Origin of the sequence: Neoroseomonas eburnea (assembly GCF_018129005.1) — a bacterium.
Classification (GTDB): domain Bacteria; phylum Pseudomonadota; class Alphaproteobacteria; order Acetobacterales; family Acetobacteraceae; genus Neoroseomonas; species Neoroseomonas eburnea.
In genome coordinates this window covers 78,554-100,116 of sequence record NZ_JAAEDL010000017.1, presented here as the reverse complement: position 1 = coordinate 100,116, position 21,563 = coordinate 78,554, and the positions used below count along the sequence as shown (strand labels likewise).

Annotated in this window: 21 protein-coding genes; 9 read left to right on the top strand and 12 right to left on the bottom strand. The window is 72.1% G+C overall.

All coding sequences use genetic code 11. The features are described 5' to 3' along the window. Positions 1 to 14: 14 nt before the first annotated feature. The 4 genes from GXW74_RS17395 (at position 15) to GXW74_RS17380 (ending at position 7,318) form a co-directional block, all read left to right on the top strand. Positions 15 to 3,086 (top strand): efflux RND transporter permease subunit, encoded by a 3,072-nt coding sequence (locus tag GXW74_RS17395; protein ID WP_211847800.1) that lies wholly within the window; start codon positions 15 to 17, stop codon positions 3,084 to 3,086. 18 nt (positions 3,087 to 3,104) lie between these two features. Beyond that, on the top strand, positions 3,105 to 4,268 hold the full coding sequence (locus tag GXW74_RS17390) for an MFS transporter (RefSeq protein WP_211847799.1): 1,164 nt from the start codon (positions 3,105 to 3,107) through the stop codon (positions 4,266 to 4,268). A gap of 233 nt (positions 4,269 to 4,501) precedes the next feature. After that, positions 4,502 to 6,130: a long-chain-fatty-acid--CoA ligase gene (locus GXW74_RS17385; RefSeq protein WP_246523540.1), complete on the top strand. Its 1,629-nt coding sequence runs from the start codon at positions 4,502 to 4,504 to the stop codon at positions 6,128 to 6,130. A gap of 330 nt (positions 6,131 to 6,460) precedes the next feature. After that, positions 6,461 to 7,318, top strand: coding sequence for an alpha/beta hydrolase family esterase (locus GXW74_RS17380; RefSeq protein WP_211847798.1), 858 nt, complete (start codon positions 6,461 to 6,463; stop codon positions 7,316 to 7,318). Here the strand turns inward: GXW74_RS17380 and GXW74_RS17375 are convergent. Then, positions 7,311 to 8,141 (bottom strand): sulfite exporter TauE/SafE family protein, encoded by an 831-nt coding sequence (locus GXW74_RS17375; protein WP_211847797.1) that lies wholly within the window; start codon positions 8,139 to 8,141, stop codon positions 7,311 to 7,313. The genes GXW74_RS17380 and GXW74_RS17375 overlap by 8 nt on opposite strands. Positions 8,142 to 8,214: 73 nt before the next feature. On the opposite strand from GXW74_RS17375, the gene GXW74_RS17370 reads away from it, so the two are divergent. Continuing rightward, positions 8,215 to 8,979, top strand: a complete 765-nt coding sequence (locus tag GXW74_RS17370) for a sulfite exporter TauE/SafE family protein (protein ID WP_211847796.1) — start codon at positions 8,215 to 8,217, stop codon at positions 8,977 to 8,979. Further along, positions 8,976 to 9,683 carry a cysteate racemase gene (cuyB, locus tag GXW74_RS17365; protein ID WP_211847795.1) on the top strand — a complete coding sequence of 236 codons (708 nt, stop codon included), beginning with the start codon at positions 8,976 to 8,978 and terminating at the stop codon, positions 9,681 to 9,683. Before GXW74_RS17370 ends, cuyB begins: the two co-directional genes overlap by 4 nt. 89 nt (positions 9,684 to 9,772) lie before the next feature. Here the strand turns inward: cuyB and GXW74_RS17360 are convergent, their stop codons facing one another. Both GXW74_RS17360 and GXW74_RS17355 read right to left on the bottom strand, forming a co-directional pair. Beyond that, positions 9,773 to 10,012: a hypothetical protein gene (locus GXW74_RS17360; RefSeq protein WP_211847794.1), complete on the bottom strand. Its 240-nt coding sequence runs from the start codon at positions 10,010 to 10,012 to the stop codon at positions 9,773 to 9,775. Positions 10,013 to 10,219: 207 nt separating this feature from the next. Then, positions 10,220 to 11,293: a tartrate dehydrogenase gene (locus GXW74_RS17355; RefSeq protein WP_211847793.1), complete on the bottom strand. Its 1,074-nt coding sequence runs from the start codon at positions 11,291 to 11,293 to the stop codon at positions 10,220 to 10,222. 137 nt (positions 11,294 to 11,430) lie between these two features. Between GXW74_RS17355 and GXW74_RS17350 the strand changes: the two genes are divergently transcribed. Next, positions 11,431 to 11,787 carry a hypothetical protein gene (locus tag GXW74_RS17350; RefSeq protein ID WP_211847792.1) on the top strand — a complete coding sequence of 119 codons (357 nt, stop codon included), beginning with the start codon at positions 11,431 to 11,433 and terminating at the stop codon, positions 11,785 to 11,787. 3 nt (positions 11,788 to 11,790) lie between these two features. Here the strand turns inward: GXW74_RS17350 and GXW74_RS17345 are convergent, their stop codons facing one another. The 3 genes from GXW74_RS17345 to GXW74_RS17335 form a co-directional block, all read right to left on the bottom strand. Next, positions 11,791 to 12,429 carry a hypothetical protein gene (locus tag GXW74_RS17345; protein ID WP_211847791.1) on the bottom strand — a complete coding sequence of 213 codons (639 nt, stop codon included), beginning with the start codon at positions 12,427 to 12,429 and terminating at the stop codon, positions 11,791 to 11,793. Between the two features lie 321 nt (positions 12,430 to 12,750). Beyond that, on the bottom strand, positions 12,751 to 13,956 hold the full coding sequence (gene glcE / locus GXW74_RS17340; RefSeq protein ID WP_338148259.1) for a glycolate oxidase subunit GlcE: 1,206 nt from the start codon (positions 13,954 to 13,956) through the stop codon (positions 12,751 to 12,753). A 37-nt stretch (positions 13,957 to 13,993) separates the two neighbouring features. After that, positions 13,994 to 15,439 (bottom strand): FAD-linked oxidase C-terminal domain-containing protein, encoded by a 1,446-nt coding sequence (locus tag GXW74_RS17335; protein ID WP_211847790.1) that lies wholly within the window; start codon positions 15,437 to 15,439, stop codon positions 13,994 to 13,996. A 135-nt stretch (positions 15,440 to 15,574) separates the two neighbouring features. Between GXW74_RS17335 and GXW74_RS17330 the strand changes: the two genes are divergently transcribed. After that, on the top strand, positions 15,575 to 15,964 hold the full coding sequence (locus tag GXW74_RS17330; RefSeq protein WP_211847789.1) for a hypothetical protein: 390 nt from the start codon (positions 15,575 to 15,577) through the stop codon (positions 15,962 to 15,964). Positions 15,965 to 16,028: 64 nt separating this feature from the next. Here the strand turns inward: GXW74_RS17330 and ykgO are convergent, their stop codons facing one another. The 6 genes from ykgO to GXW74_RS17300 form a co-directional block, all read right to left on the bottom strand. Continuing rightward, the gene (gene ykgO, locus GXW74_RS17325) at positions 16,029 to 16,154 is read right to left on the bottom strand and encodes a type B 50S ribosomal protein L36 (RefSeq protein WP_137125466.1); all 126 of its coding nucleotides are present in this window, start codon (positions 16,152 to 16,154) and stop codon (positions 16,029 to 16,031) included. Positions 16,155 to 16,241: 87 nt separating this feature from the next. After that, positions 16,242 to 17,489, bottom strand: a complete 1,248-nt coding sequence (locus GXW74_RS17320; protein WP_211847788.1) for a glycosyltransferase family 2 protein — start codon at positions 17,487 to 17,489, stop codon at positions 16,242 to 16,244. Continuing rightward, positions 17,486 to 18,052, bottom strand: a complete 567-nt coding sequence (locus tag GXW74_RS17315) for a polysaccharide biosynthesis C-terminal domain-containing protein (RefSeq protein WP_211847787.1) — start codon at positions 18,050 to 18,052, stop codon at positions 17,486 to 17,488. The genes GXW74_RS17320 and GXW74_RS17315 overlap by 4 nt, the downstream gene beginning before the upstream one ends. A 45-nt stretch (positions 18,053 to 18,097) precedes the next feature. Beyond that, positions 18,098 to 19,318: a 3-sulfinopropanoyl-CoA desulfinase gene (acdA, locus tag GXW74_RS17310; protein WP_211847786.1), complete on the bottom strand. Its 1,221-nt coding sequence runs from the start codon at positions 19,316 to 19,318 to the stop codon at positions 18,098 to 18,100. 4 nt (positions 19,319 to 19,322) lie between these two features. After that, entirely contained in the window at positions 19,323 to 20,090 is a 768-nt protein-coding gene (locus tag GXW74_RS17305) for a DUF533 domain-containing protein (protein WP_211847785.1), read from the bottom strand. A 30-nt stretch (positions 20,091 to 20,120) separates the two neighbouring features. Then, a complete protein-coding gene (locus GXW74_RS17300) occupies positions 20,121 to 21,026 on the bottom strand; it encodes a hydrogen peroxide-inducible genes activator (RefSeq protein WP_211847784.1) in 906 nt (301 codons plus the stop codon). A gap of 146 nt (positions 21,027 to 21,172) precedes the next feature. Here GXW74_RS17300 and GXW74_RS17295 point away from each other — a divergent pair, with 146 nt between their 5' ends. Beyond that, complete coding sequence (locus tag GXW74_RS17295) at positions 21,173 to 21,547, top strand: hypothetical protein (protein ID WP_211847783.1); 375 nt, start codon at positions 21,173 to 21,175, stop codon at positions 21,545 to 21,547. Positions 21,548 to 21,563 lie beyond the last annotated feature (16 nt).

Here is a 21,563-nt window from a genome sequence, read left to right as displayed (position 1 = left end):
CCGAGGGCGCCTCGATGGGCTTCAACCTCTCCGACTGGGGGGTGCGCAACGGCGCCCTCACCTTCTTCCTCATCCTCATGCTCGGGGCGGCGGGGGCGATGGCCTATCTGCGCCTCGGCCGCGCGGAGGATCCGGGCTTCACCATCAAGGTGATGGTGGTGACGGCGCAGTGGCCGGGCGCCACGGCCGAGGAGATGCAGACCCAGGTCGCCGACCCGATCGAGAGCCGGCTGCAGGACCTGCCCTACCTCGACCGCGTGGAAACCTTCACCCGTCCCGGCCAGGCGGTGATGACGGTGGTGCTGCGCGACACCACGCCGCCGCGGGAGGTGCAGAACCTCTGGTACCAGGTGCGCAAGAAGGTGGGCGACATCCGCCACGCCCTGCCCGCCGGCGTGCAGGGCCCCTTCTTCGACGACGAGTATTCCGACGTCTGGTCCGCGATCTACGCCGTGACCGGCGCCGACAATGCCGAGCTGGTCCGCCAGGCCGAGCGCATCCGCGCCCGCCTGCTGCGCGTGCCCGGCGTCGACAAGGTGAAGATCTTCGGCGAGCAGCCGCAACGCATCCATGTCGAGGTGGCGCATGCGCGGCTCGCCTCGCTCGGGTTGCAACCGCAGGCGATCCTCGACGCGCTGGCCCGGCACAACCCCGTGACGCCCGCCGGCGTGGTGGAGGGGTCCGCCACCCGGCTGCACCTGCGCGTCGATGGCGGCTTCGACGGGCTGGCGGCGATCCGCGACGTGCCGGTGGCGGCCGGCGGGCGGTCGCTGCGCCTCGGCGACATTGCCGAGGTGACGCGCGGCACTGCCGACCCGCCCTCGACCGGTATCCGCCAGGCCGGCTCCCCGGCGGTGCTGCTGGCGGTGGCGAAGCAGCCCGGGGTGAACGTGCTGACCCTCGGCGCCGACCTCGCCGCCGCGATGGCGGCGCAGCGGCAGATCACCCCGATGGGCGTCGAGATCACGCAGATCGTCGACCAGGCGCATGTGGTGCAGGAGAGCGTCTCGGAATTCCTGCTGAAGTTCGTCGCCGCGCTCGGCGTGGTGATGGTGGTGTCCTTCCTCTCGCTCGGCTTCCGCGCGGGGATCATCGTCGCGCTCTCGGTGCCGCTGACGCTCGCCATCGTCTTCCTGGTGATGCTGGCGACGGGGATGGAGCTGGAACGCGTGACGCTCGGCGCGCTGATCCTCTCCCTCGGCCTGCTGGTGGACGACGCGATCATCGCCATCGAGGCGATGGTGGTGAAGCTCGAGGAAGGCTGGACGCGCGCCCGCGCCGCGACCTTCGCCTGGACCTCGACCGCGGGACCGATGCTCTCGGGGACGCTGGTGACGGTGGCGGGCTTCCTGCCCGTGGGGTTCGCGCGCTCGACGGCGGGCGAGTATGCGGGCGGCATCTTCTGGGTGGTCGGCATCGCGCTCGTCGCCTCCTGGTTCGTCGCGGTGCTGTTCACGCCCTGGCTCGGGGTGAAGCTGCTGCCGGCGCCGACGCGCGCCGAGCATCACGGCGCGCATGACGGGCGCGGCTACCGCGCGCTGCGGCGCGTCGTCGCCTGGTGCGTGGACCATCGGCTGCTCGTCATCGGCGCGACGCTGCTGGTGCTGGTCGGCGGTTTCGCGGCCATGGGCAAGGTGAGGAAGCAGTTCTTCCCGACCTCGGCGCGGCTCGAACTGCTGGTGGACGTGACGCTGCGCCAGGGCGCCGGCCATGCGGCGACGCTCGCCGCGGCGCGGCGGATCGAGGAAGCGATCGAGGGCGATCCCGATGCGCGGCTGGTCACCACCTATGTCGGCCAGGGCAGCCCGCGCTTCTTCCTCGCCCTGAACCCGGACCTGCCGAACGAGGCCTTCGCCAAGCTGGTGGTGCAGACGCGCGACGTGCCGGCGCGGGAGAGGCTGCGCGCGCGGCTCAACACGCTGATCGCCGAGGGACTGGTGCCGGAGGCGCGGGTCCGCGTCTCGCGGCTGGATTTCGGCCCGCCGGTCGGCTTCCCGGTGCAGTTCCGCGTGCACGGCGACGACCCCGCCGCGCTGCGCCAGGCCGGCGAGGAGGTGATGGCGGTGATGCGCGCCACGCCCGGCACGCGCGACGTCCAGCTCTCCTGGGGCGAGCGCGCGCCGAACCTGCGGCTGGAGCTGGACCGCGCGCGGGTGGCCGAGCTCGGGCTGTCTCCGGCGCAGGTCGCCTCCTCCCTGCAATTGCTGCTGAGCGGCGTGACGGCGACGCAGCACCGCGAGGGCAACCGGCTGGTGGACGTGGTGCTGCGCGCACCGGCGACCGAACGCCGGACGATGGAGACGCTGGCCGACCTCTCGCTGGCGACGCCGTCGGGGCCGGTGCCGCTGTCGCAGGTGGCGCGGCTGGTGCCGGATGCCGAGGAGCCCATCCTGTTCCGCCGCAACCGCGAGGCCTACATCACCGTGCGCGCGGATGTCGCGGACGGGCTGCAGGGGCCGGACGTGACGGCGGCGGTGCGCGCGCGCCTCGCGCCGGTGATCGACTCCCTGCCCGTCGGCCTGCGCATCGAGGCCGGCGGCGCGGCGGAGGAATCCGGCAAGGCGAATGCCGCGCTCTTCGCGCTGTTTCCCATCATGATCGCGGTGATGCTGGTGCTGCTGATGGCGCAGCTCCGGCATTTCGGGCGCACGGCGCTGGTGCTGGCCACCGCGCCGCTCGGCATTCCGGGCGCGGCCTTCGCGCTGCTGGCGATGGGCGCGCCCTTCGGCTTCGTGGCGCTGCTCGGCGTCATCGCACTGGCCGGCATGGTGATGCGCAATACGCAGATCCTGGTGGACCAGGTGCGGCAGGACCTCGAGGCCGGACTGCCGCTGCGCCAGGCGATCATCGAGAGCACGGTGCGCCGCACGCGGCCGGTGCTGCTGACGGCGCTCGCCGCGGTGCTCGCCTTCATCCCGCTGACGCTGTCGGTCTTCTGGGGGCCGATGGCGATCGCCATGATCGGCGGGCTGACGCTCGCGACTCTGGCGACGCTGCTGGTGGTGCCGGCGCTGCATGCGCTTGCCCTGCCCTGGCGGCGACACGCGGGAACAGCATCCGACGCCGCCCTGGCGCCGGCGGAATAGCGGGCCATCTCGGGTCGCATGACCTCTCCACACGCGGGCGCGTCCCGCATTCCCGTCCTCGCGGCGGCGTCCTTCGCCACCGCGACGCAATCCTTCGTCTTCGCCGGGCTGCTGGCCGAGATGGCGGCCGACCTCACCGTGCCGGTGGCGCAGGCGGGGCAGCTCGCCACGGCCTTCGCGCTGGCCTTCGGGCTCTCCGCGCCCTTCGTCGCCGCGCTGCTGGGGCGGCGGGAGAGGCGGGCGACGATGGTCGGCGCGCTGCTGGTGCTGGCGGCGCTCAACCTGCTGATCGTGATCGTGAGCTCCTTCCCGGCGCTGCTCGGGCTGCGCGCCGCCGCCGGCATCGCCGCGGCGGGGGTGATCCCGGCGGCCTCGGCCGCCGCCTTCGCGCTGGCCCCGCCGGAACGGCGCGGGCGGGCCGTCGCGATGGTGATCGGCGGCACGACGACGGCCTTCCTGCTCGGCATTCCGCTCGGCTCGGTGGTGGGGCAGGTGTTCGGCTGGCGCGGCTGCTTCGCCTTCGCCGGCTGCACCGCGGTCGCCGCGGCGATCGCCATCAGGCTGCTGGTGCCGCGCGTGCCGGGCGATGCCGGGGGTGCGCACGGCCGCGCCGCGGCGCTGCGCATCCCGGGCGTCGCCGGCATGCTGGCGCTGAACTTCACGACCTTCACCGCGGTCTTCGCCATCTCGGCCTATATCGGGCCGGTGACCAACCGCATCTCCGGCCTGGCCGGCGGCGGCGTGGGGGTGATGCAGGCGCTGATCGGCGTCGCCTCCCTCGCCGGCTTGCCGGTGGGCGCGGCACTGGCCGATCGCGGGGCACGGGCGGCGGTGCTGCTGCCCATCGGCGTGCTGGCGGCGAATCTGCTGCAGGCAGGGCTGCTGACGGGCGTGGCGGACGGGACAGGGATGGGGCTGCCGCTGCAGGCGGCCGCGGTGCTGCTCTCGGCGGGCTGCCTCTTCGCGCTTGCCACCGTGGTCGCGGCGCGGCTCGGAATGCTGGCGCCCGAGGCGCGCGCTCTCGTGATGGCCTGCAACGGGTCCTCGATCTTCCTCGGCCAGGCGGGCGGGGCGGCGCTGGGCGGGCTCGGCATCGCGCTGCTCGGGCTGCCGGGCGCGGGCCTGGTGGGGGCGCTGGCGGCGATTCCCGCCCTGCTGCTGACGCGCGACCTGACGCGCTGATACCGGGGCGACAAAGGTCAATCCCTTGTCGCCCCGGTATCAGCCTTTGGTTTCGCGCGCGACTGCCCCACCAGCCCCGCGCGCCATACCGGGTGGCCAAAGATCGAGCCTTTGGCCACCTGGTATGAACCCCCATCCTTGCTTGCGGGGTGGTGATTTCGTGTAGCCTTCCCGCATCCGCAGGACCGCCGCCCCCGTACCGGGCAGGACGGAACGCGCATGGGAGGAAATTCATGCTTGGCTTGATGCAGGACTGGCCGCTGCTGATGCACACGGTGCTCGACCACGCGGCCATCCAGCACCCGCACCGGGATGTCGTCAGCCGCTCCGTCGAGGGGCCTTTCCACCGCACCGACTACGCGACGATCCGCGGCCGCGCGCTGAAGGTCGCGCAGCGGCTGATGAAGGACGGCATCCGCCAGGGCGACCGCGTCGCGACGCTCGCCTGGAACACCTGGCGGCACCTGGAGGCCTGGTACGGCATCGCCGGCGCCGGCGCCGTCTACCACACCGTCAATCCGCGGCTGTTCCCCGAGCAGATCGCCTGGATCATGAACCACGCCGGGTCGCGCATTCTGATGCTCGACCTGACCTTCGTGCCGCTGGTGCAGGCGATGGCCGACAAGCTGCCGCTGGTCGAGCGCTTCGTCATCCTGACCGATGCCGCGCACATGCCGCAGACCTCGCTGCGCAACGCAGTCCCCTACGAGGAATGGCTCGCCGAGGCGGATGGCGACTTCGCCTGGGTGCGGGTCGAGGAGAATGCGGCGGCGGGCATCTGCTACACCTCCGGCACCACGGGGGATCCGAAGGGCGTGGTCTATTCGCACCGCTCCAACGTGATCCACGCCATGATCTGCACGCAGGTGGACGCCTTCGGGCTCGGCGCCGCGGACCGGGTGATGCCGGTGGTGCCGATGTTCCACGCCAATGGCTGGTCGCTCGCGCTCTCCGCGCCGATGGTCGGGGCGGCGCTGGTGATGCCCGGCGCGAAGCTCGACGGCGCCTCGGTGCATGAGGTGATCGAGCGCGAGCGCGTCACCTTCTCCGCCGCCGTGCCGACGGTGTGGATGATGCTGCTGCAGCACCTGGAGGCGACCGGCGCGCGCATCGGTTCGATGAACCGCGTGGCGATCGGCGGCTCCGCCTGCCCGCCGGCGATCACCAGGGCCTATCAGGAGAAGTACGGCGTGCGGGTGATCCACGCCTGGGGGATGACGGAGCTTTCGCCGGTCGGCACGCTCTTCGCCGTGAAGCCGGAGGTCGCGCACCTGACCGGCGACGACATGCTCCGCCTGCAGGCCAAGCAGGGCACCCCCCCCTATACGGTGGAGATGAAGATCACCGACGACGACGGCAGGGAACTGCCATGGGACGGCACCACCTTCGGGCGGCTGAAGGTGAAGGGCCCGGCCATCACCCGCCGCTACTTCCGCCGCGAGGAGGAGGAGGTGCTGGACGAGAACGGCTTCTTCGACACCGGCGACGTCGCGACCATGGACGAGAACGGCTACATGGAGATCACCGACCGCTCGAAGGACGTGATCAAGTCGGGCGGCGAGTGGATCTCCTCCATCACGCTCGAGAACGCGGCCGTCGGCTACCCGGGCGTGGCGGAGGCCGCGGTGGTCTCGATGAAAGACGCGAAATGGGATGAGCGGCCGCTGCTCATCCTGGTGATGAAGCCCGGGGTGCTCTCCCCGAACCTCACGCAGATGCGGGACTTCCTCGCGGACAAGGTGGCGAAGTGGTGGCTGCCCGACGACCTCGTGGTGTTGGACGAGATCCCGCACACGGCGACGGGCAAGATCCTGAAGACGAGGCTGCGGGAGATGTTCAAGGACCACCGGCCGGCGGCTTAGAGACCGTTTGAGAAGTCCGGCACCGGCCCGCACCCCACGGCCACCCATTCCGGCATACTGACGTGGGTGGCCGGGGGGTGCGGGCCGGTGCCGGATATGGAAAGGCGCCGCACGGCGCTTTTCCAAGCAGACTCGTGGAGCAGATCCCGATCGGGCGGTGTCGCCCGATCAGGTGAAGATGCTCGCGAAGGAAAATGGCCGGAGTGGCCGCCGTGAGCCGGGGCGCACGGAAGCCGCCCCGGCAGGCGCCGCCGGTGGTTGCGCTTCGTTGCATCGGGTTGCGCGGCGGCGTGGCAGGCTGGCGCTGCACCATCCGTGTTGGAGCCGATCGTGACGCGCCTGTCCGTCCTGTTCGCACTGCTGCTGCTCGCGGCCCCCGCCGCCGCGCAGGACAGGCTGCGCGAGCGGATCGCGCGCCGCCATGCGGAGACCGCGCAGATCGCCCCCCTGCCCGGGACGCAGCGGATCAGCCTGACGGTCGACGGCGCCGCGCGCAGCTACCTGCTGCACCTGCCGCGCGAGGCCACTGCCGGGCCGCAGCCGCTGGTGCTGGTGTTCCATGGCCTCGGCGGGCAGGGAGCGATCGTGGAGCGGCTGTCGCGCTTCTCGACGCTGGGCGAGGAGGCCGGCCTCGTCATCGCCTATCCCGACGGGGCGGAAGGCATGTGGCGCGTGCTGCGCGACCCGCGCACCGAAATCGCCTTCGTCCGCGCGGTGGTCGAGGACATCGCCCGGCGCACGCCGATCGACCGGCGACGGATCCATGCGGCAGGGATCTCCAACGGGGCGATGATGGCCGCCGCGCTGGGCTGCTTCGCACCGGACCTGGTCGCGGGGGTCGGGCTGGTCTCGGGCGGGTATGTCTCGCCCTGCCGCAACAGCCCCCGGGCGCGGGCCATCCTGTTCAACGGCACAGCCGACACGATGCTGCCGATCGAGGGCCGCCGCCAGATGATGCCGGTGCGCGACTTCGCCGCCGCCTGGGGCTCCGGCCCCGGCTGTCGCGCCGCGCCGCAGGCGCTGCCGGCAAGCGGCGGGGCGCGGGTGGAGCGCTTCGCCTGCGGCGGCGCCGAGGCGGTGTTCTGGACCATCCCCGGTGGCGGCCATGCCTGGCCCGGCGGGCCGGGCGGCGCCGCCGCGCCCGACGCGACCCGGGAGATCTGGCGCTTCTTCGCCGCGATCAGGTGAACAGCGACCAGAACATCCTGAGGCTGGTGATCGCCAGGAACACCGCGAAGGCCCGCTTCAGCCACAGCGGCGGGATGGTGTGCGCGAGATGCACGCCCCAGGGCGTGGCCAGGATCGAGCTCGGCGCGATCAGCGCGAAGCCGATCAGATTCACGTAGCCGAGCGAGAAGGGCGGCGTCAGCGGATCGTTCCAGCCGCCCCAGACGAAGCCGATCGTCGCCGGGATGGAGATGATCAGGCCGAAGGCGCTCGCCGTCGCCACCGCGGAACGGATCGGCGCGCCGCACATCGACAGGATCGGCACGCCGAGCGTGCCGCCGCCGATCCCCATCATGGCGCTGACCGAACCGATGCCGATGCCGAGCGCCTGGCGCGGCGGGCCTTCCGGCACGGTCTCGGTGATTTTGAACTCGACGCCGGTGAAGCCCATGTTCAGCGCGACCAGCAGCGAGACCACGGCGAACACCGCCGTCAGCCCCTCCCCCCGCACATAGACGGCAAGGAAGGTGCCGAGCGCGACGCCCAGCAGCATCGACGGCCAGATCGAGCGCAGCAGCGGCACGTCCATCGCGCCGCGGGCGTAGTGCTTGCGGGCCGACTGGATCGAGGTCGGGATGATGGTCGCCAGCGAGGTCGCCACCGCCACCTTCATCTGGATGCTCTCGGGAATGCCGAAGAGCGGAAACACGTTGAACAGCAGCGGCACGATGACGATGCCGCCGCCGACGCCGAGCAGCCCCGCCAGCGTGCCGGAGACCAGCCCCGTCGCCGCCATCGCGGCAGCGAGGCCGAGCAGCCAGACGGGATCGTTGAGATGTTCCATGGCGGCAAGGTCCGGGATGGGCGCGGGCAAGGGCGTGTGGCATACACGCTGACCCATCCAGCGTCACCCCGCCTTGCCCTTCGTCACCGATCCCTGGTTCTACGCCCTGGCCGTCCCCGCGGTGCTGCTGACCGGCATCAGCAAGGGCGGCTTCGCCTCGGGCGCGGGCAACCTGCTGGTGCCGCTGATGGCGTTGAGCGTGCCCGCGCCGGTCGCCGCCGGCATCGCCTTGCCGCTGCTCTGCGCCATGGACATCTCCGGCGTGAAGGCCTGGTGGGGAAAGTGGGACCAGCGCGAGATGCGCGTGCTGATCCCCGGCGCGCTGCTCGGCATCCTGCTCGGCGCGCTGAGCTTCCGGCTGATGTCGGATCGCGCCATCCTCGCCATGGTGGGCGTCACCACGCTGCTGTTCCTCGCGCGCACGCTGTGGCTCTCGCGCCGCCGGGAACCGCCGCCGCCGGCGCCGCACGATCCGCTGAAGGGCGGGATCTGCGCCGCGGCCTCGGGCTTCACCAGCACCATCGCCCATGCCGGGTCGCCGCCGCTCGCGCTGTACCTGTACCCGCGGCGGCTCGACCGCCAGGTGATGGCGGCGACCACCGTCGTCTTCTTCGGGGTGATGAACTACGTGAAGCTGGTTCCGTATTTCTTCCTGGGGAATCTCTCGGTGGGGAATCTCGCGACAAGCGCGGTTCTGCTGCCGCTCGCGCCGGTCGGCGTCCATCTCGGCATCTGGATGCAGAGGCACGTTTCCGACGCGCTGTTCTACCGGGTGCTCTACCTTCTGCTGCTCGCGACGGGCGCGAAGCTGACATGGGACGGGGTGTTCGGCGGATGAAGGAATCGCGTGTGCTGGGCGTGCTCGGCGGCATGGGGCCGCTGGCCGGGGCAACCTTCATGCAGCGGCTGACGCTGCTGACGCCGGCGGAGAAGGACCAGGACCACATCCCGGCGATCCTCTGGTCCGACCCGCGCGTGCCCGACCGCACCGCGGCGCGTCTGGCCGGCGGGGAGGACCCGCTGCCCGCCCTGCTGCGCGGCATCCGCGGGCTGGAGGCCGCCGGCTGCGGCGCCATCGCCATCCCGTGCAACACCGCCCATGGCTGGTTCGAGGCCATGCAGGCCGCGACGCGCCTGCCCATCCTGCACATCGTCGAAGCGGCCGCCGACGAGTTGCTGCGCCTCGGCGTCGCCGCCGGTCCGATCGGGCTGCTGGCGACCAAGGGGACGCTTGCCATGCGGCTGTACCAGGAACGGCTGGAAGACCGCGGCTACGACTGCCTGGTGCCGCCGGAGGAGGAGATGGACCGCGCGGTGATGCCGGCGATCGACCTCGTGAAGGCGAACAAGGTCGCGGCGGCCTATGCGCCGCTGGCCGAAGCCGCGCGGCGCCTGATCATGCGCGGCGCGAAGGCGGTGGTGCTGGGGTGCACGGAGATCCCGCTCGGGATCGGCGCAGGGCCCGCCTTGCCCTTCCCGGTGGCGGACACCATCGACGCCCTGGCCCGCGCGTGCATTGCCTGGGCGAAGCCGGCAGCGTGACGGCGGGCGCCGCCCGCCGGCGCCCATTCCCGGACTGCTGCCCGTGCCGTTTGCGCTGGCGCAAGGCCGGCGTCAGGAATTTCTGCGAATCAATCGCAATCGCAACCGGGCGTCGGGCCCTCATCACCGCGGACGATGTGATGGTCGATCCATTCCGCCACCAGACGCCGCGCCTCGTTCACCGAGGCTTCCGGATGATGGATGCGATACAGGGCCGTGCAGGCCCCGAAGGCACTGAAATCGCCCGAGCCCTGCTCGCGCAGCTCGCGATAGGCGGTCACCACAGCACGCTCACAGCGCCGCGCGATATGGCTGAAGTCGTGGCCCATCGCCTGCCCTCCGAAACCCAATTGAGAATCACTCGCAATTGCTAGATCAGCGTAGCGATAGTTGAACCCCGGCTCAAGTGTCCCCGGGCACGCGAGCCGCATTGTGAATGCAGGCCGGCCCCGTCGCGGCGCCTTCCTGCGGGCAGCTTCGCGACGGCGGATGCGCGCAGGGCCGCCAGGCGGGGATTCGCCCGGCGGCCGGGCAGATCAGCCGCGCGCCACCGCCTCGGCGATCGCCTTGCCGACATCCACCGTGCCGGCCTGGCCGCCCATGTCGCGGGTGCGCGGACCGCCCTCGGCGAGCAGCTTCTCGATGGTCTGCACGATGCAGTCCGCGGCCTCCTTCTCGCCGAGATGCTCGAGCATCATCGCCCCGGACCAGATCTGCCCGATCGGATTGGCGATCCACTTGCCGGCGATGTCCGGGGCGGAGCCGTGCACCGGCTCGAACATCGAGGGGGCGGTCTTCTCCGGGTTGATGTTGGCGCTCGCGGCGATGCCGATCGACCCCGCCACCGCCGGGCCGAGGTCGGAGAGGATGTCGCCGAACAGGTTGGTTCCCACCACCACGTCGAACCAGTCCGGGTGCTGCACGAAATGGGCGCAGAGGATGTCGATGTGGAACTGGTCCGTCGTCACTTCCGGGTAGTTCTTCGCCATCTCGGCGAAGCGCTCGTCCCAGTACGGCATGGTGAAGGTGATGCCGTTGGACTTGGTGGCCGAGGTCACCTTCCGGCGCTTGCGCGTCATGGCGAGTTCGAAGGCGTATTTCATCACCCGGTCGCAGCCGATGCGCGTCAGGATGGATTGCTGGGAGACGAATTCGCGGTCGGTGCCCGGGAACATCCGCCCGCCGACGGAGCTGTATTCGCCCTCGGTGTTCTCGCGCACCACGTAGAAGTCGATGTCCTCCGGGCCGCGGTTGGCGAGCGGGGACTTCGAACCCGGCAGCAGCTTGCAGGGGCGCAGGTTCACATACTGGTCGAAGCCGCGGCGGATCGGGATCAGCAGGCCCCAGAGCGAGACATGGTCCGGCACCCCCGGCCAGCCGACGGCGCCGAGAAAGATCGAGTCGCTGTCCTTCAGCCGGTCCATGCCGTCATCGGGCATCATCTTGCCGGTGGCGGCGTAGGTCTCGCAGGACCAGTCGTAATGCGTCAGCTCCAGGTCGAAGCCGAAGCGGCGCGCGGCGGCATCCAGCACGCGCAGCCCCTCGGGCGTGGTTTCCTTGCCGATGCCGTCGCCGGGAATGACGGCGATGCGGTGCTTGCGCTGGGCCATGGGCGCCTCCTGACATGCGGCGCGCACCGTAAGGGCGCGCGGGATGAGCGCAAGGTCACCGCGCGGAAGCGCTGCCGGCATGGCATGATGGCGGGGTCCCGCCGGGCAGGACGCCCCGGCGGAGGGAGACGCCGCCGATGCGATACCGCCGCGCCGCCGTCCTGTTCCTCGGCCTCGCGCTCGCCGCCTGCTCCGAGGATCTCACCGAGACCCGGCCGGCCGAAGGCGGCGGCGAACGCACGCTCAGCCGCGCCGAGCTCCGCTGGTGCATGTTCAACGACATCCGCATCGAGGCCGCGCGCGCCGACATGCGCGGCGCCAAGCAGGGGCAGATCCAGGCCTTCAACGCGGCGGTATCGGAGTGGAACGCCTCCTGCCGGCGCTACCGCTACAGCCGCAGCGACCGCGATGCCGTGCAACGGCAGGTCGATGCCCGCCGCGCGGCGCTGGAAGCCGAGGGCAAGGCCCGCTTCGCGCTGCGCGAGGCGGGCTGAACCTCACGGCGGCAGGTAGCTCCAGACCGCCACGGCGCCGTACCAGAGCCCGTCCGTGCCCACGCGGCAGGGAGCGATCGCGTGGCCCCAGGTGCCGTAGGTGGTGACGACCTCCCCCACGAAGTCGAAGCGATGCAGGGAGGGCCGCTCGACCACCCGCCCATGGGCATCGGTGCTGTGCGCCAGGCGCTGCAGCCAGAGCCACGAGATCGACAGGCGCGAAGGCGAGCCGGCCGGCGTGCCCTCCGGCCGGGAGACCTCGACCCGGATGAAGGGCGTCGCGGCGCGCAGGATGCGCGCACCCGCCCCGGTGTGGCCGATGACGTAGACCGTGCTGAGCTGCGCGGTCGAGGAGAGTTCGCCGTTCGCATCGAGCCGCAGCACATGGTCGTAGAAGGTGCGCAGCCCCTCCACCAGATCGATCGGCGGCGAGGTGGCGAGGGACAGCGCACGGGACTGCTCGGCGAGGCGCGTCGTCCGCTCGGTGCATTGTTCGGCGTTCGCGCCCTCGACCGTCACCGCGGTGATGTCGATGTGGTCGGCGGCGAACTGGGCGCGGGCTGCGCCAGTGCTCAGCAATGCGAGGGCGGCGGCCGCTGCCCGCATGCGGAACGGGCGGGGGGCTCGCATGGGCGGCTGCATGATCCGGCGATCCTACACGTTCGAGTTTTGCCAACGGTCACTTTCATTGGCCATTGGCATTCGTTCCTGCGCCCCCTGGCGCCGGGCTGCCTTCCGGGCGCCCGTTGCGGCCTCGGCCTGCTGCGCTGGCCACCGGTCGGTCCCAACGGCCGCTGGCATTGCCGAGTGCCACTCGCGGGACGGGCTGCGTCCGGGTCCGGCCTTCCATGCCCGCCCGGCAGGCTGGATCGGGTGTGGCGCACGGGATCGGCGGGGCGGATGCGCGCGACGCCAGGGCCCTGAAGCCAACGACGCGCGGGAGGAAGGTCCACGGCGCTGCCTTCAGAAACCCGCGCGCATCCGCCCCGGGTTGAGGATTCCCGCCGGATCGAGCGCCGCCTTCACGCGCCGCGCGATGGCGGCGAGCGGCGGCGCTTCCTCCGGCAGCACGGCCACGGCGAGGCGAAGCGATTCGGGCGCGCGGAACAGCGTGCAGGTGCCGCCCGAGGCAGCGGCCGCCGCGGCGATGGCGTCGTGCGCCTCGGCCCGCGCGGGGCCGGCCACCCAGGCGAGGCCGCCGCCCCAGTCGAGGAAGGCCCGCCCGCCGATCGCCCGTGCCGCCTCCACCACGCCCGGCCCGGCCGAGGGGCGGACGGAGACGCGCCAGACCGCCTCCTCCGCCGACGGGCCGAGCGGCAGGGCGTCGCGGATCGCGGCCCAGAGGGCGCGGGACTCCGCTTCCTCGGCGATCCGCACCTCGCCATGCGGGGCGAGGTCCTCGGCGAGCCGCGCCGTGCGGTAGGCGACGGAGGGCGCGAAATCCGCGATGCGGAGGAAAGCCACGGTTTCCGCCGGGCCGCCGGGCGAGGCGCCGGCGGGAACCAAAGCCGCGCCGGAGACGCCGTAGGGGCTGCCGAGGCCGGCGGCGAGCGCCCGCACCCCCGCCGCCACATCCGCCACGCGCACGCCGATCGTCGCCTGCGTCTGGGGCGCCGGCAGGACCTTCAGCGTGACCTCCGTCATCACGCCGAGCGTGCCGTAGGACCCGGCGAGCAGCTTGCAGAGGTCGAGCCCGGTCACGTTCTTCAGCACGCGTCCGCCGGAGCGCAGCACCTCCCCTGCCCCATTCACGAAGCGTATGCCGAGCACATGGTCGCGCATCGCCCCCCAGGCGATGCGCCGCGGCCCCGAGAGGTTGGCCGCGACGATGCCGCCGAGCGTGGCGGGCCGATCCGAGCCGAACAGCGCGCGCGTGTCGGGCGGCTCGGCGATCAGGTGCTGGCCCTTCTCGGCGAGCGCGGCCTCGATCTCCGGAATCGGCGTGCCGGCGCGGGCCGACAGGACGAGTTCCGCCGGGCGGTACAGCGTGATGCCGGTCAGCCCGCGCGTGGAGAGCGTGCGCGCCGCCTGCACCGGCCGCAGCAGGCCGCGCTTGGAGCCGTTGCCCTCGACGGCGATCGGCTCCCGCGCCGCATGAGCGGCGCTGACGGCGGCGGCTATGCCGGCCTCGTCGGGCGGCGCGAGCATGGTCTCGGCGTTGCCGGTCACGCCGCGGTCCCCGGATTCGCCGGCGCGTGACGCCGCCTCATTCCGCCGCCTGCGGCACCGGGTCGCCCTCCAGGGGAAACACCTTCGACGGATTGAGCAGCCATTGCGGATCGAAGGCGGTCTTGATCGCGCGCTGCTGGTCGAGCTCGCGCGCGGTGAACTGCACATTCATCAGGTCGCGCTTCTCGACGCCGACGCCGTGCTCGCCGGTCAGGCAGCCGCCGACCTCGACGCAGAGCCTGAGGATGTCGGCACCGAAGGACTCGGCGCGGCGGAAGCTGTCCGGGTCGTTGGCGTCGAACATGATCAGCGGGTGCAGGTTGCCGTCGCCGGCGTGGAAGACATTGGCGACGGCGAGGCCGTATTGCGTGCTCATCTCCCCGATGCGCTTCAGCACGAAGGGCAGTTCGGAGGTCGGGATGGTGCCGTCCATGCAGAGGTAGTCGGGGCTGATGCGCCCCACCGCGCCGAAGGCGCCCTTGCGGCCCTTCCAGATGGCGAGCGACTGCTCGGCGGATTCGGCGACCTTCAGGCTGATCGGGTCGAAGCGCTCGCAGATCGCCTTGATGCGGGCCAGCAGCTCGTCCTGCTCCTCGGTGCTGCCTTCCACCTCGATGATCAGCATCGCCTCGGCATCGAGCGGATAGCCGGCATGGGCGAAGGCCTCGCAGGCATGGATGCAGGGCTTGTCCATGAATTCGAGCGCCACCGGGATGATGCCGGACGCGATGATGGCATCCACCGCCGCGCCGGCGATCTCGGTCCCCTTGAAGGCGGCGAGCATGGCGCGCGCGCCTTCCGGCCCGCGCAGGATGCGCACGGTCACTTCGGTGACCATGCCGAGCTGCCCCTCGGAACCGGTGATCAGGCCGAGCCAGTCATAGCCCGCGGCATCGAGATGCGCGCCGCCGATGTCGATCACCTCGCCCTCGATGGTGACGAACTTCACGCCGAGCAGGTTGTTCGCGGTGACGCCGTATTTCAGGCAATGCGCGCCGCCCGAATTCATCATCACGTTGCCGCCGATCATGCAGGCGAGCTGGGATGACGGATCGGGGGCGTAGAAGAAGCCGTCGCCGGAGACGGCGTTGGTGATGCCGATGTTGGTGACGCCCGCCTCCACCACGGCGAAGCGGTCGTCCAGGTCGATGTCGATGATGCGGTTCATCCGCATCAGCCCGACCACCACCGCATCGGCCATCGGCAGCGCGCCGCCCGACAGCGAGGTCCCTGCCCCGCGCGGCACCACCCGCACGCCGTTCCCGTGGCAGTAGCGCAGCACGGCGGCGACCTGCTCCGTCGTGCGCGGCAGCACGACGGCGAGCGGCACCTGGCGGTAGGCGGCCAGCCCGTCCGTCTCGTAGGGCTTGAGGCGCGTCGCGTCGCTGATGACGCCATCCCCCGGCACCAGGGCGCGAAGGGCGGCAACGATCTCCTCCCGGCGGGCGAGGATCTCGGGCTTGGGGGCGGGCAGCGCGATCACGGCGGCTTTCCTCTCGATGCGGGGAAGATGCGCATCGCCCGTGCCCCCGGCAAGCATGGCGTTGCACTGGCGCGCCGCGCCGCGCAGTCTCCATGCCGCTACCGGCACGAAGACTGGCCGCGGAGACCCGGACCGATGCGCAGACCCCTGCTTGCCGCCGCCCTGCTGGCGGCCATCGCCTCGCCCGCCCTGGCCCAGCGCCAGGGGAGCTACGCCGTGGACGGCCAGGCCCCGAACGGGCAGCGCTACGACGGCATCGCCACGCTGGCGCCGACCGGCCAGAACACCTGGCAGGTCACCTGGCGCGTCGGACAGGACACCGCCAACGGCGTCGGCCTGCTGATCCCGGAAGGACCGCTCTTCGTCGTCGGCTACGTGATGGCAGGGCAGGAGGTCGGCGTGGTCGCCTATGCCGTCGAGCCGGACGGCCGGCTGCGCGGGACCTGGACGCAAGGGGTCGGCGGCGGCACCGGGTTCGAAACCCTGACGCCGTCCGGCAGCGGCGGCGCCGCACCCCGCAAATAGCAAGGGGGGCCGAGCCCCCCTTCGCGCAACGCTACAGGCCGGGACGCAAGGCCCCGGCAGCGCGTCAGCCCTGACGGGCCTTCAGGCGCGGATTCTTCTTGTTGATCACGTAGACGCGACCGCGGCGGCGCACCAGCACGCAGTTCTTGTCGCGGGTCTTCGCAGTCTTCAGGGAATTGCGGATCTTCATGGCAAACCTCGTGGAGGCGCGCTTCTAGGGGGCGGTGGCGGCCAAGTCAATGCCGGGCCACCCATCGGGGCGCGCGCCGCGCCCTGTTCACCCCGGCACCTGCGGACCGGGCCGGAAACGGCCTGCAACTGCCTGCTTCGCCGCCCGCAGCGGCGCGGTCACCCGCCAGGAGGTGCTCGCCCGCATCGCGGCGGATTCGGCCCGGGCCGCTGCCGCTTCGCGCCGGGCGCCGTCGGCCTCCGCCCGCAGGGCGGCGATCATGGCGCGGGCAGCCTCGGCATCCGCCTCCAGCGCCGCGAGCGTCGCGGCGGCTTGCGAAGATGCGGCCGCGGCCTCCGCCTGCGCGGCCAGCACCGCAGCACGGGCCTGCTCCCGTTCCGCCTCGGCGGCGCCGCGGGCCTGGTCGCGCTCGGCCTCGGCGGCGCCGCGCGCCTGCTCTGCACCGGCCTGGGCGAGGCGCGCCGCTTCGAGCTCCGGAAGAGTACGGCGCACCGACGTCCAGGCGAGCCGGTCCAGCACCGTGTCGGTCGCGGCCCGCGCGGCCTCGGCCCAGGGCAGGCCACCCGCGCGCACGGCGCGCCAGGCCGCCGCCTGCTCGGTCTCCGATGCCACGGTGAAGCGCAGGACGGAGGGCCACCAGGCGGCCTCCTCCGCCATCAGCACCAGGCGCCGGACCTCTTCCGAGGCGGAGAAGCGGGACTGCTTCCAGACCGCGCTGAAATGCAGGCAGGTCGGCCAGCGGTGATGGGCGATGCCGCTGCCGCTGCCGATCATCCGGCGCCACAGCACCCAGTCGGCCGCGGCGGGCACGTCCTCCGGCCAGTATCCGGCCTGCTCCAGCGCGTCCCGCGTATGCACGATGCAGCCGGCGGGAATGGTGTTCCCCCGATCGAGGAACTCCCGCAGCTCGTCGGCGAGCGCGAGATTGGTGCAGAAGGGCACGGCGATGCCGTCGGTCGAGACCCAGAGCGGCCGGCTGTAGCCCCAGGCCGCGCCGCTACGGTCGAGCAGATCGCCCATCAGCGCGAGATGGTCCGGCAGCATGAGGTCGTCATGCGCGGCGAAGGCGATGAGACGGCCGCGCGCCTCGCGCAGCGCGATGTTCCTGTTGGCGTAGCCGAAATGCGGCGCCTTCGGCAGGTCGAAGAAGCGGATGCGCGAATCGACGAAGGAGGCGACGACCTCGCGCGTCGTGTCGGTGCATCCATCGGCCACCACCAGCAGCTCGAAATCAGCCTCGGTCTGGGCGAGCACCGAAGCGATCGCGAAGCCCAGCACATCCGCCCGGTTGTGCGTGGGCATCAGCACCGAGAAGCGAGGTGCGGAGGCACTCACCAGCCGCGGGTCCCCTCGGGGAAGCGATGGGGGATCAGCGACGTGTCGAGCGGCAGCCGGAACTTGTCCGGCGCCGCGTGGTCGTACTGGATGGTCGGGAAGTTCACCACCACCACGTCGCGGGTCCCGATGTTGCGGTCCGCGTGCCAGACATTGACCGGCACGTTGACGATGCAGCGGTCGTGCTCCGACAGGACGATGCGGCAGACCTCGCCTTCCGTCGGGCTGCCCGGCCGCGGGTCGAACAGGACCAGCTCCATCTCGCCCTGCAGCAGGGCGTAGCGGTCCTCGTGCCGCTGATGGAGGTTCCAGCCCTTCGCCACCCCCGGCCGGATGGTGAAGGTATAGGCATGGACCAGCGGATCGGGGTGGAAGCCCCAGCGCGGATCGAACAGTTCGGTCACCGTGCCGCGGTCGTCGGCATGGGTCGGCAGGCGACGGAGGGTGACGCCGTGGGTGAGGCGGCGCAGCGGGACACCCTGCGACGACACCGTGGCCTTGTCCCGGACGGCTTGGCTCAGCGTCGCCTCGAGCAGGGAGCGGGAAGGGGGAAGGTCGGGCATGGCCTGCCCCCTACACGCGCCGATCGCCGAAGTTAAGGAGGTTTCCTACTCCGCCGCGGCGCGCGCCTGCTCGGCGGCGAGCCGCATGAAGCCGTCGCGCGTCTGCGGCAGCTTGCGGCCCAGGATCTGTTCCGCCACCTGCGTCCGCAGCACCTGCGCCGTGCCGCCGGCGATCGCGAACATGCGCGCATCGCGCACGTAGCGTTCCATCGGGTTGTCGCGCGAATACCCCGCCGCACCCCAGACCTGCAGGGCGTTGTTGGTGACGCGGATCGCCATGTCGGCGGCCATCACCTTGGCCTGCGCGGCCGCCAGCCGGTCCGGGAAGCCGTTCGGCCCGGCGCTGCGCGCGGCACGCCAGACCAGGGCACGGGACGCCTCGATCTCGATCGACATGTCCGCCAGCATCCAGGCGAGGCCCTGGAACTCCGCGATCGGCCGGCCGAACTGCCGGCGCGTCTGCGCGCGTTCCAGCGCATGGCCGTAGGCCCCGGCCGCGAGGCCGAGCGCCACAGTCGCCGCGCCGACCCGCTGGCCGTTGTAGGCGTCCATCAGCCGCCCGAAGCCGCGCGCCCAGCCGCCGGGCGGGCGCAGCACCATCGCATCGGGCACCACCAGGCCGCGCATGGCGACGTTCGCCTCCGGCATGCCGCGCAGGCCCATCGAGGGAATGCGCTCGGCGGTCATGCCCGCCGGCATGCCCTCCCCGTCGCGCACGACGATGAAGCCGCCGATGCCCTTCTCCTCCCCGTCCTCGACCGCGCGGGCGAAGATCAGGTGGAGGCGGGAGACGCCGCCGCCGGTGATCCAGGTCTTGTCGCCGTCGATCACCCACTCGTCGCCACGCCGCACCGCGCGGGTGCGCATCTCGGTGGCGGCGGAGCCTGCCTCGGGCTCGGTGATCAGGATGGCGGGCTTGTCGCCGGCGAGCACGAGCTCCGCGGCGATGCGCTTCTGCGCCTCGGTGCCGTAGGCCATGATGGCGCCGATCGCGCCCATGTTCGCCTCGACCGCGATGCGGCCGCAGACGGCACAGGCCTTGGCGAATTCCTCGATGACCAGCACGGCGTCGAAATAGGAACCACCCGCGCCGCCCCACTCCTTCGGCACGGTCAGGCCGAGGAAGCCGGCCTCGGTCATGCGGCGGACCATCGGCCAGGGGTATTGCTCGGAGCGGTCGGTCGCGGCGGCCTGGGCGGCGGCCTCCTGCGCCACTTCGCGGGCACGGTCGCGCAGCCGCGCTTCCGCCTCGGTCAGGCCGTGCATGTTCTTATCCTCCCCTGATGCGGCGTTCGATCGCCTCCGTCGCGGCGCGGTCCAGGCGGAGCGCCTTGGCGAAGCCATCCAGCCAGGCGCGTTCGGCGCCCTCGATCGATGCGGCGCCGGCGACGGCCGCGGCGTAGAGCTGCGCGGCGAGCATCGGGTCCCGGGCTTCCCGCGCCAGCTCCTCGGGGGCGGCGGCGCGGTCGAATTCCGCCAGCGCCGCGTCGCGCGCGGCGGTACCGAGGCCGGCGGCGGCGAGCTGGTCGGCGATGCGCTCGCGCTCGGAGGAATCGACATGCCCGTCGGCCTTGGCGGCGGCGATCATGGCGCGGAGCATCAGCAGCCCCTCGCGGTCCTCGGCCGAGACCGATGGCGGCGGCGGCACGCCGGGCACGGGCGCCCAGCCTTCCGGTGCGGGCTTGCCGGCGGGGGCGGCGCCCCAGGGGCCGGTGGCCGGCACGCTGCCGCGGCCGCCGGGCGTCGGCGCGGTCTTCGCGCCGCCCGGCATCGGTGCCGGCTTGGCGGAAGGCGCATCACCCCAGGAACCGGTCGCGCCGCGGGTCGCGCCACGGGGCTTGCCGCGCGCCGGCGGTGGCGCCGGGGCGGGCTGCTGCTGCGCCTTGGTCATCGCTTCGATGGCGACGCCCGCGAGCATGGCCAGGGCACGGCCGAGATCCTGGTGTCCGCGCGGGGCGCTCCGCCGCCGCGTCCCGCGCATCGGCGTTCCGCCGCCAAGTACGGCACCAAGCACATTGCCGAGGTCGAACTGCGCCATGACCCCTTACCCTTCGCTGGTGCGCCTCTGCTACAGGCCGGACAGCGCCGCGGCAATGGATGGTGCGAGCGCCCGGAATTCCGCCGCGCGCGGGCTGCGCGCCCGCCACGCCAGGCCGATCCGGCGGCCGAAGGTGCCCGCCAGGGGCCGCACGGCGACATCCGCCCCCGCCGTCACGCCGCCGGCGATCGCCAGCCGCGGCAGCAGCGTCACGCCGAGCCCGCCGGCCACCATCTGCACCAGCGTGTGCAGCGACGTGGCGGCGAATTCCTGCGAAGCCGCCGCCCCAGGCAGCCCGCAGGCCGACAAGGCGTGTTCCCGCAGGCAATGGCCGTCCTCCAGCAGCATCAGCCTTTCGCCGGTCAGCGCGCCGGTCGGCACCTCGCTGCGCAGCGCGAGCGGATGGCCGGGCGGGACGGCGACGGAGAAGGGATCCTCGGCGATGGTCATGGTCTCGGCATCGCCGCAGTCGCAGGGCAGCGCGAGCAGCAGCAGGTCGAGCCGCCCGCCGTCCAGCCCCTCGATCAGGCGATCGGTCAGGTCCTCCCGCAGCCATAGCCGCAGACGCGGAAACGCCGCGCGGAGCTGCGGCATCAGCCGGGGCAGCAGAAAGGGCCCGATGGTCGGGATGGTGCCGAGGCGAAGGGGGCCGGTCAGCGGATCACGCGCAGCCGCCACCGTCTCGACGAAGGCGGTGAGCGAGGCGAGCGCGCTGCGTGCGCGCCCGACGAGTTCCCTTCCGAGCGGCGTGAAGACCGGCCGCTTGCCGCCGGTGCGTTCGAGCAGCGCGGCGTCGAGCTGACGTTCCAGCGCCAGGATGCCGGCCGAGAGGGTGGATTGCGTGACGGCGCATGCGGTCGCGGCGCGGCCGAAATGGCCGTGCTCGGCGAGGGCGACGAGGTAGCGGAGCTGCTGCGGGCTGGGAAGGGCGGTCATACGGGCCAAGGTTGTGTCCCGCCGCCAATCTGCCACGGCGCGCGAGGCCTGTCGCCAGGGGGGATCGCAATCGATTGTTGTCGTCCACCCCATGCTTTCGGCTATGAATCCGGATTGTTCCCGGAACATTGGACAGCGAGGGCGAGGTGAGACGGGATCAGTATTCCACGCAGCAGCGCGCCGAGGCGCCGCGCCGGTGGAAGGTCAGCGACCTCGTGCCGCAGGCGCGGCCGGCGGAAGCCGGGATGCCCGGCGCGTCGAGGCCGACCCTGCACCACGTCATCCGCCTCATCTTCGCGGGCGTGGGCATCGCCTGCGGGGCGCTCGTCCTGTATCCGCTGCTGCGCGAACGGGTGCTCACTCCCTGCGCCGCGCTCGAGAGTCTCGCGACGCGGCGCGGCATGCCCTTCATACGGGCGCCGATCCTCGGCGGGGCGGTGACACTGGTCGTGCCGAAGGCGGGCGAGGCGGGCGCCATAGACTGGCTGCGCTGCACCGTGACCTATTGGCGGCGAATGTAGCGCCGACGCTGCCGGC

Bases quoted from the DNA above. Each gene is read 5' to 3' on its own strand.
- GXW74_RS17395 (WP_211847800.1), top strand. From the start codon at position 15: ATGGGCTTCAACCTCTCCGACTGGGGGGTGCGCAACGGCGCCCTCACC.
- GXW74_RS17390 (WP_211847799.1), top strand. From the start codon at position 3,105: ATGACCTCTCCACACGCGGGCGCGTCCCGCATTCCCGTCCTCGCGGCG.
- GXW74_RS17385 (WP_246523540.1), top strand. From the start codon at position 4,502: ATGCTTGGCTTGATGCAGGACTGGCCGCTGCTGATGCACACGGTGCTC.
- GXW74_RS17375 (WP_211847797.1), bottom strand. From the start codon at position 8,141: ATGGAACATCTCAACGATCCCGTCTGGCTGCTCGGCCTCGCTGCCGCG.
- cuyB (WP_211847795.1), top strand. From the start codon at position 8,976: ATGAAGGAATCGCGTGTGCTGGGCGTGCTCGGCGGCATGGGGCCGCTG.
- GXW74_RS17360 (WP_211847794.1), bottom strand. From the start codon at position 10,012: ATGGGCCACGACTTCAGCCATATCGCGCGGCGCTGTGAGCGTGCTGTG.
- GXW74_RS17355 (WP_211847793.1), bottom strand. From the start codon at position 11,293: ATGGCCCAGCGCAAGCACCGCATCGCCGTCATTCCCGGCGACGGCATC.
- GXW74_RS17350 (WP_211847792.1), top strand. From the start codon at position 11,431: ATGCGATACCGCCGCGCCGCCGTCCTGTTCCTCGGCCTCGCGCTCGCC.
- GXW74_RS17345 (WP_211847791.1), bottom strand. From the start codon at position 12,429: ATGCAGCCGCCCATGCGAGCCCCCCGCCCGTTCCGCATGCGGGCAGCG.
- GXW74_RS17330 (WP_211847789.1), top strand. From the start codon at position 15,575: ATGCGCAGACCCCTGCTTGCCGCCGCCCTGCTGGCGGCCATCGCCTCG.
- ykgO (WP_137125466.1), bottom strand. From the start codon at position 16,154: ATGAAGATCCGCAATTCCCTGAAGACTGCGAAGACCCGCGACAAGAAC.
- GXW74_RS17315 (WP_211847787.1), bottom strand. From the start codon at position 18,052: ATGCCCGACCTTCCCCCTTCCCGCTCCCTGCTCGAGGCGACGCTGAGC.
- acdA (WP_211847786.1), bottom strand. From the start codon at position 19,318: ATGCACGGCCTGACCGAGGCGGAAGCGCGGCTGCGCGACCGTGCCCGC.
- GXW74_RS17305 (WP_211847785.1), bottom strand. From the start codon at position 20,090: ATGGCGCAGTTCGACCTCGGCAATGTGCTTGGTGCCGTACTTGGCGGC.
- GXW74_RS17300 (WP_211847784.1), bottom strand. From the start codon at position 21,026: ATGACCGCCCTTCCCAGCCCGCAGCAGCTCCGCTACCTCGTCGCCCTC.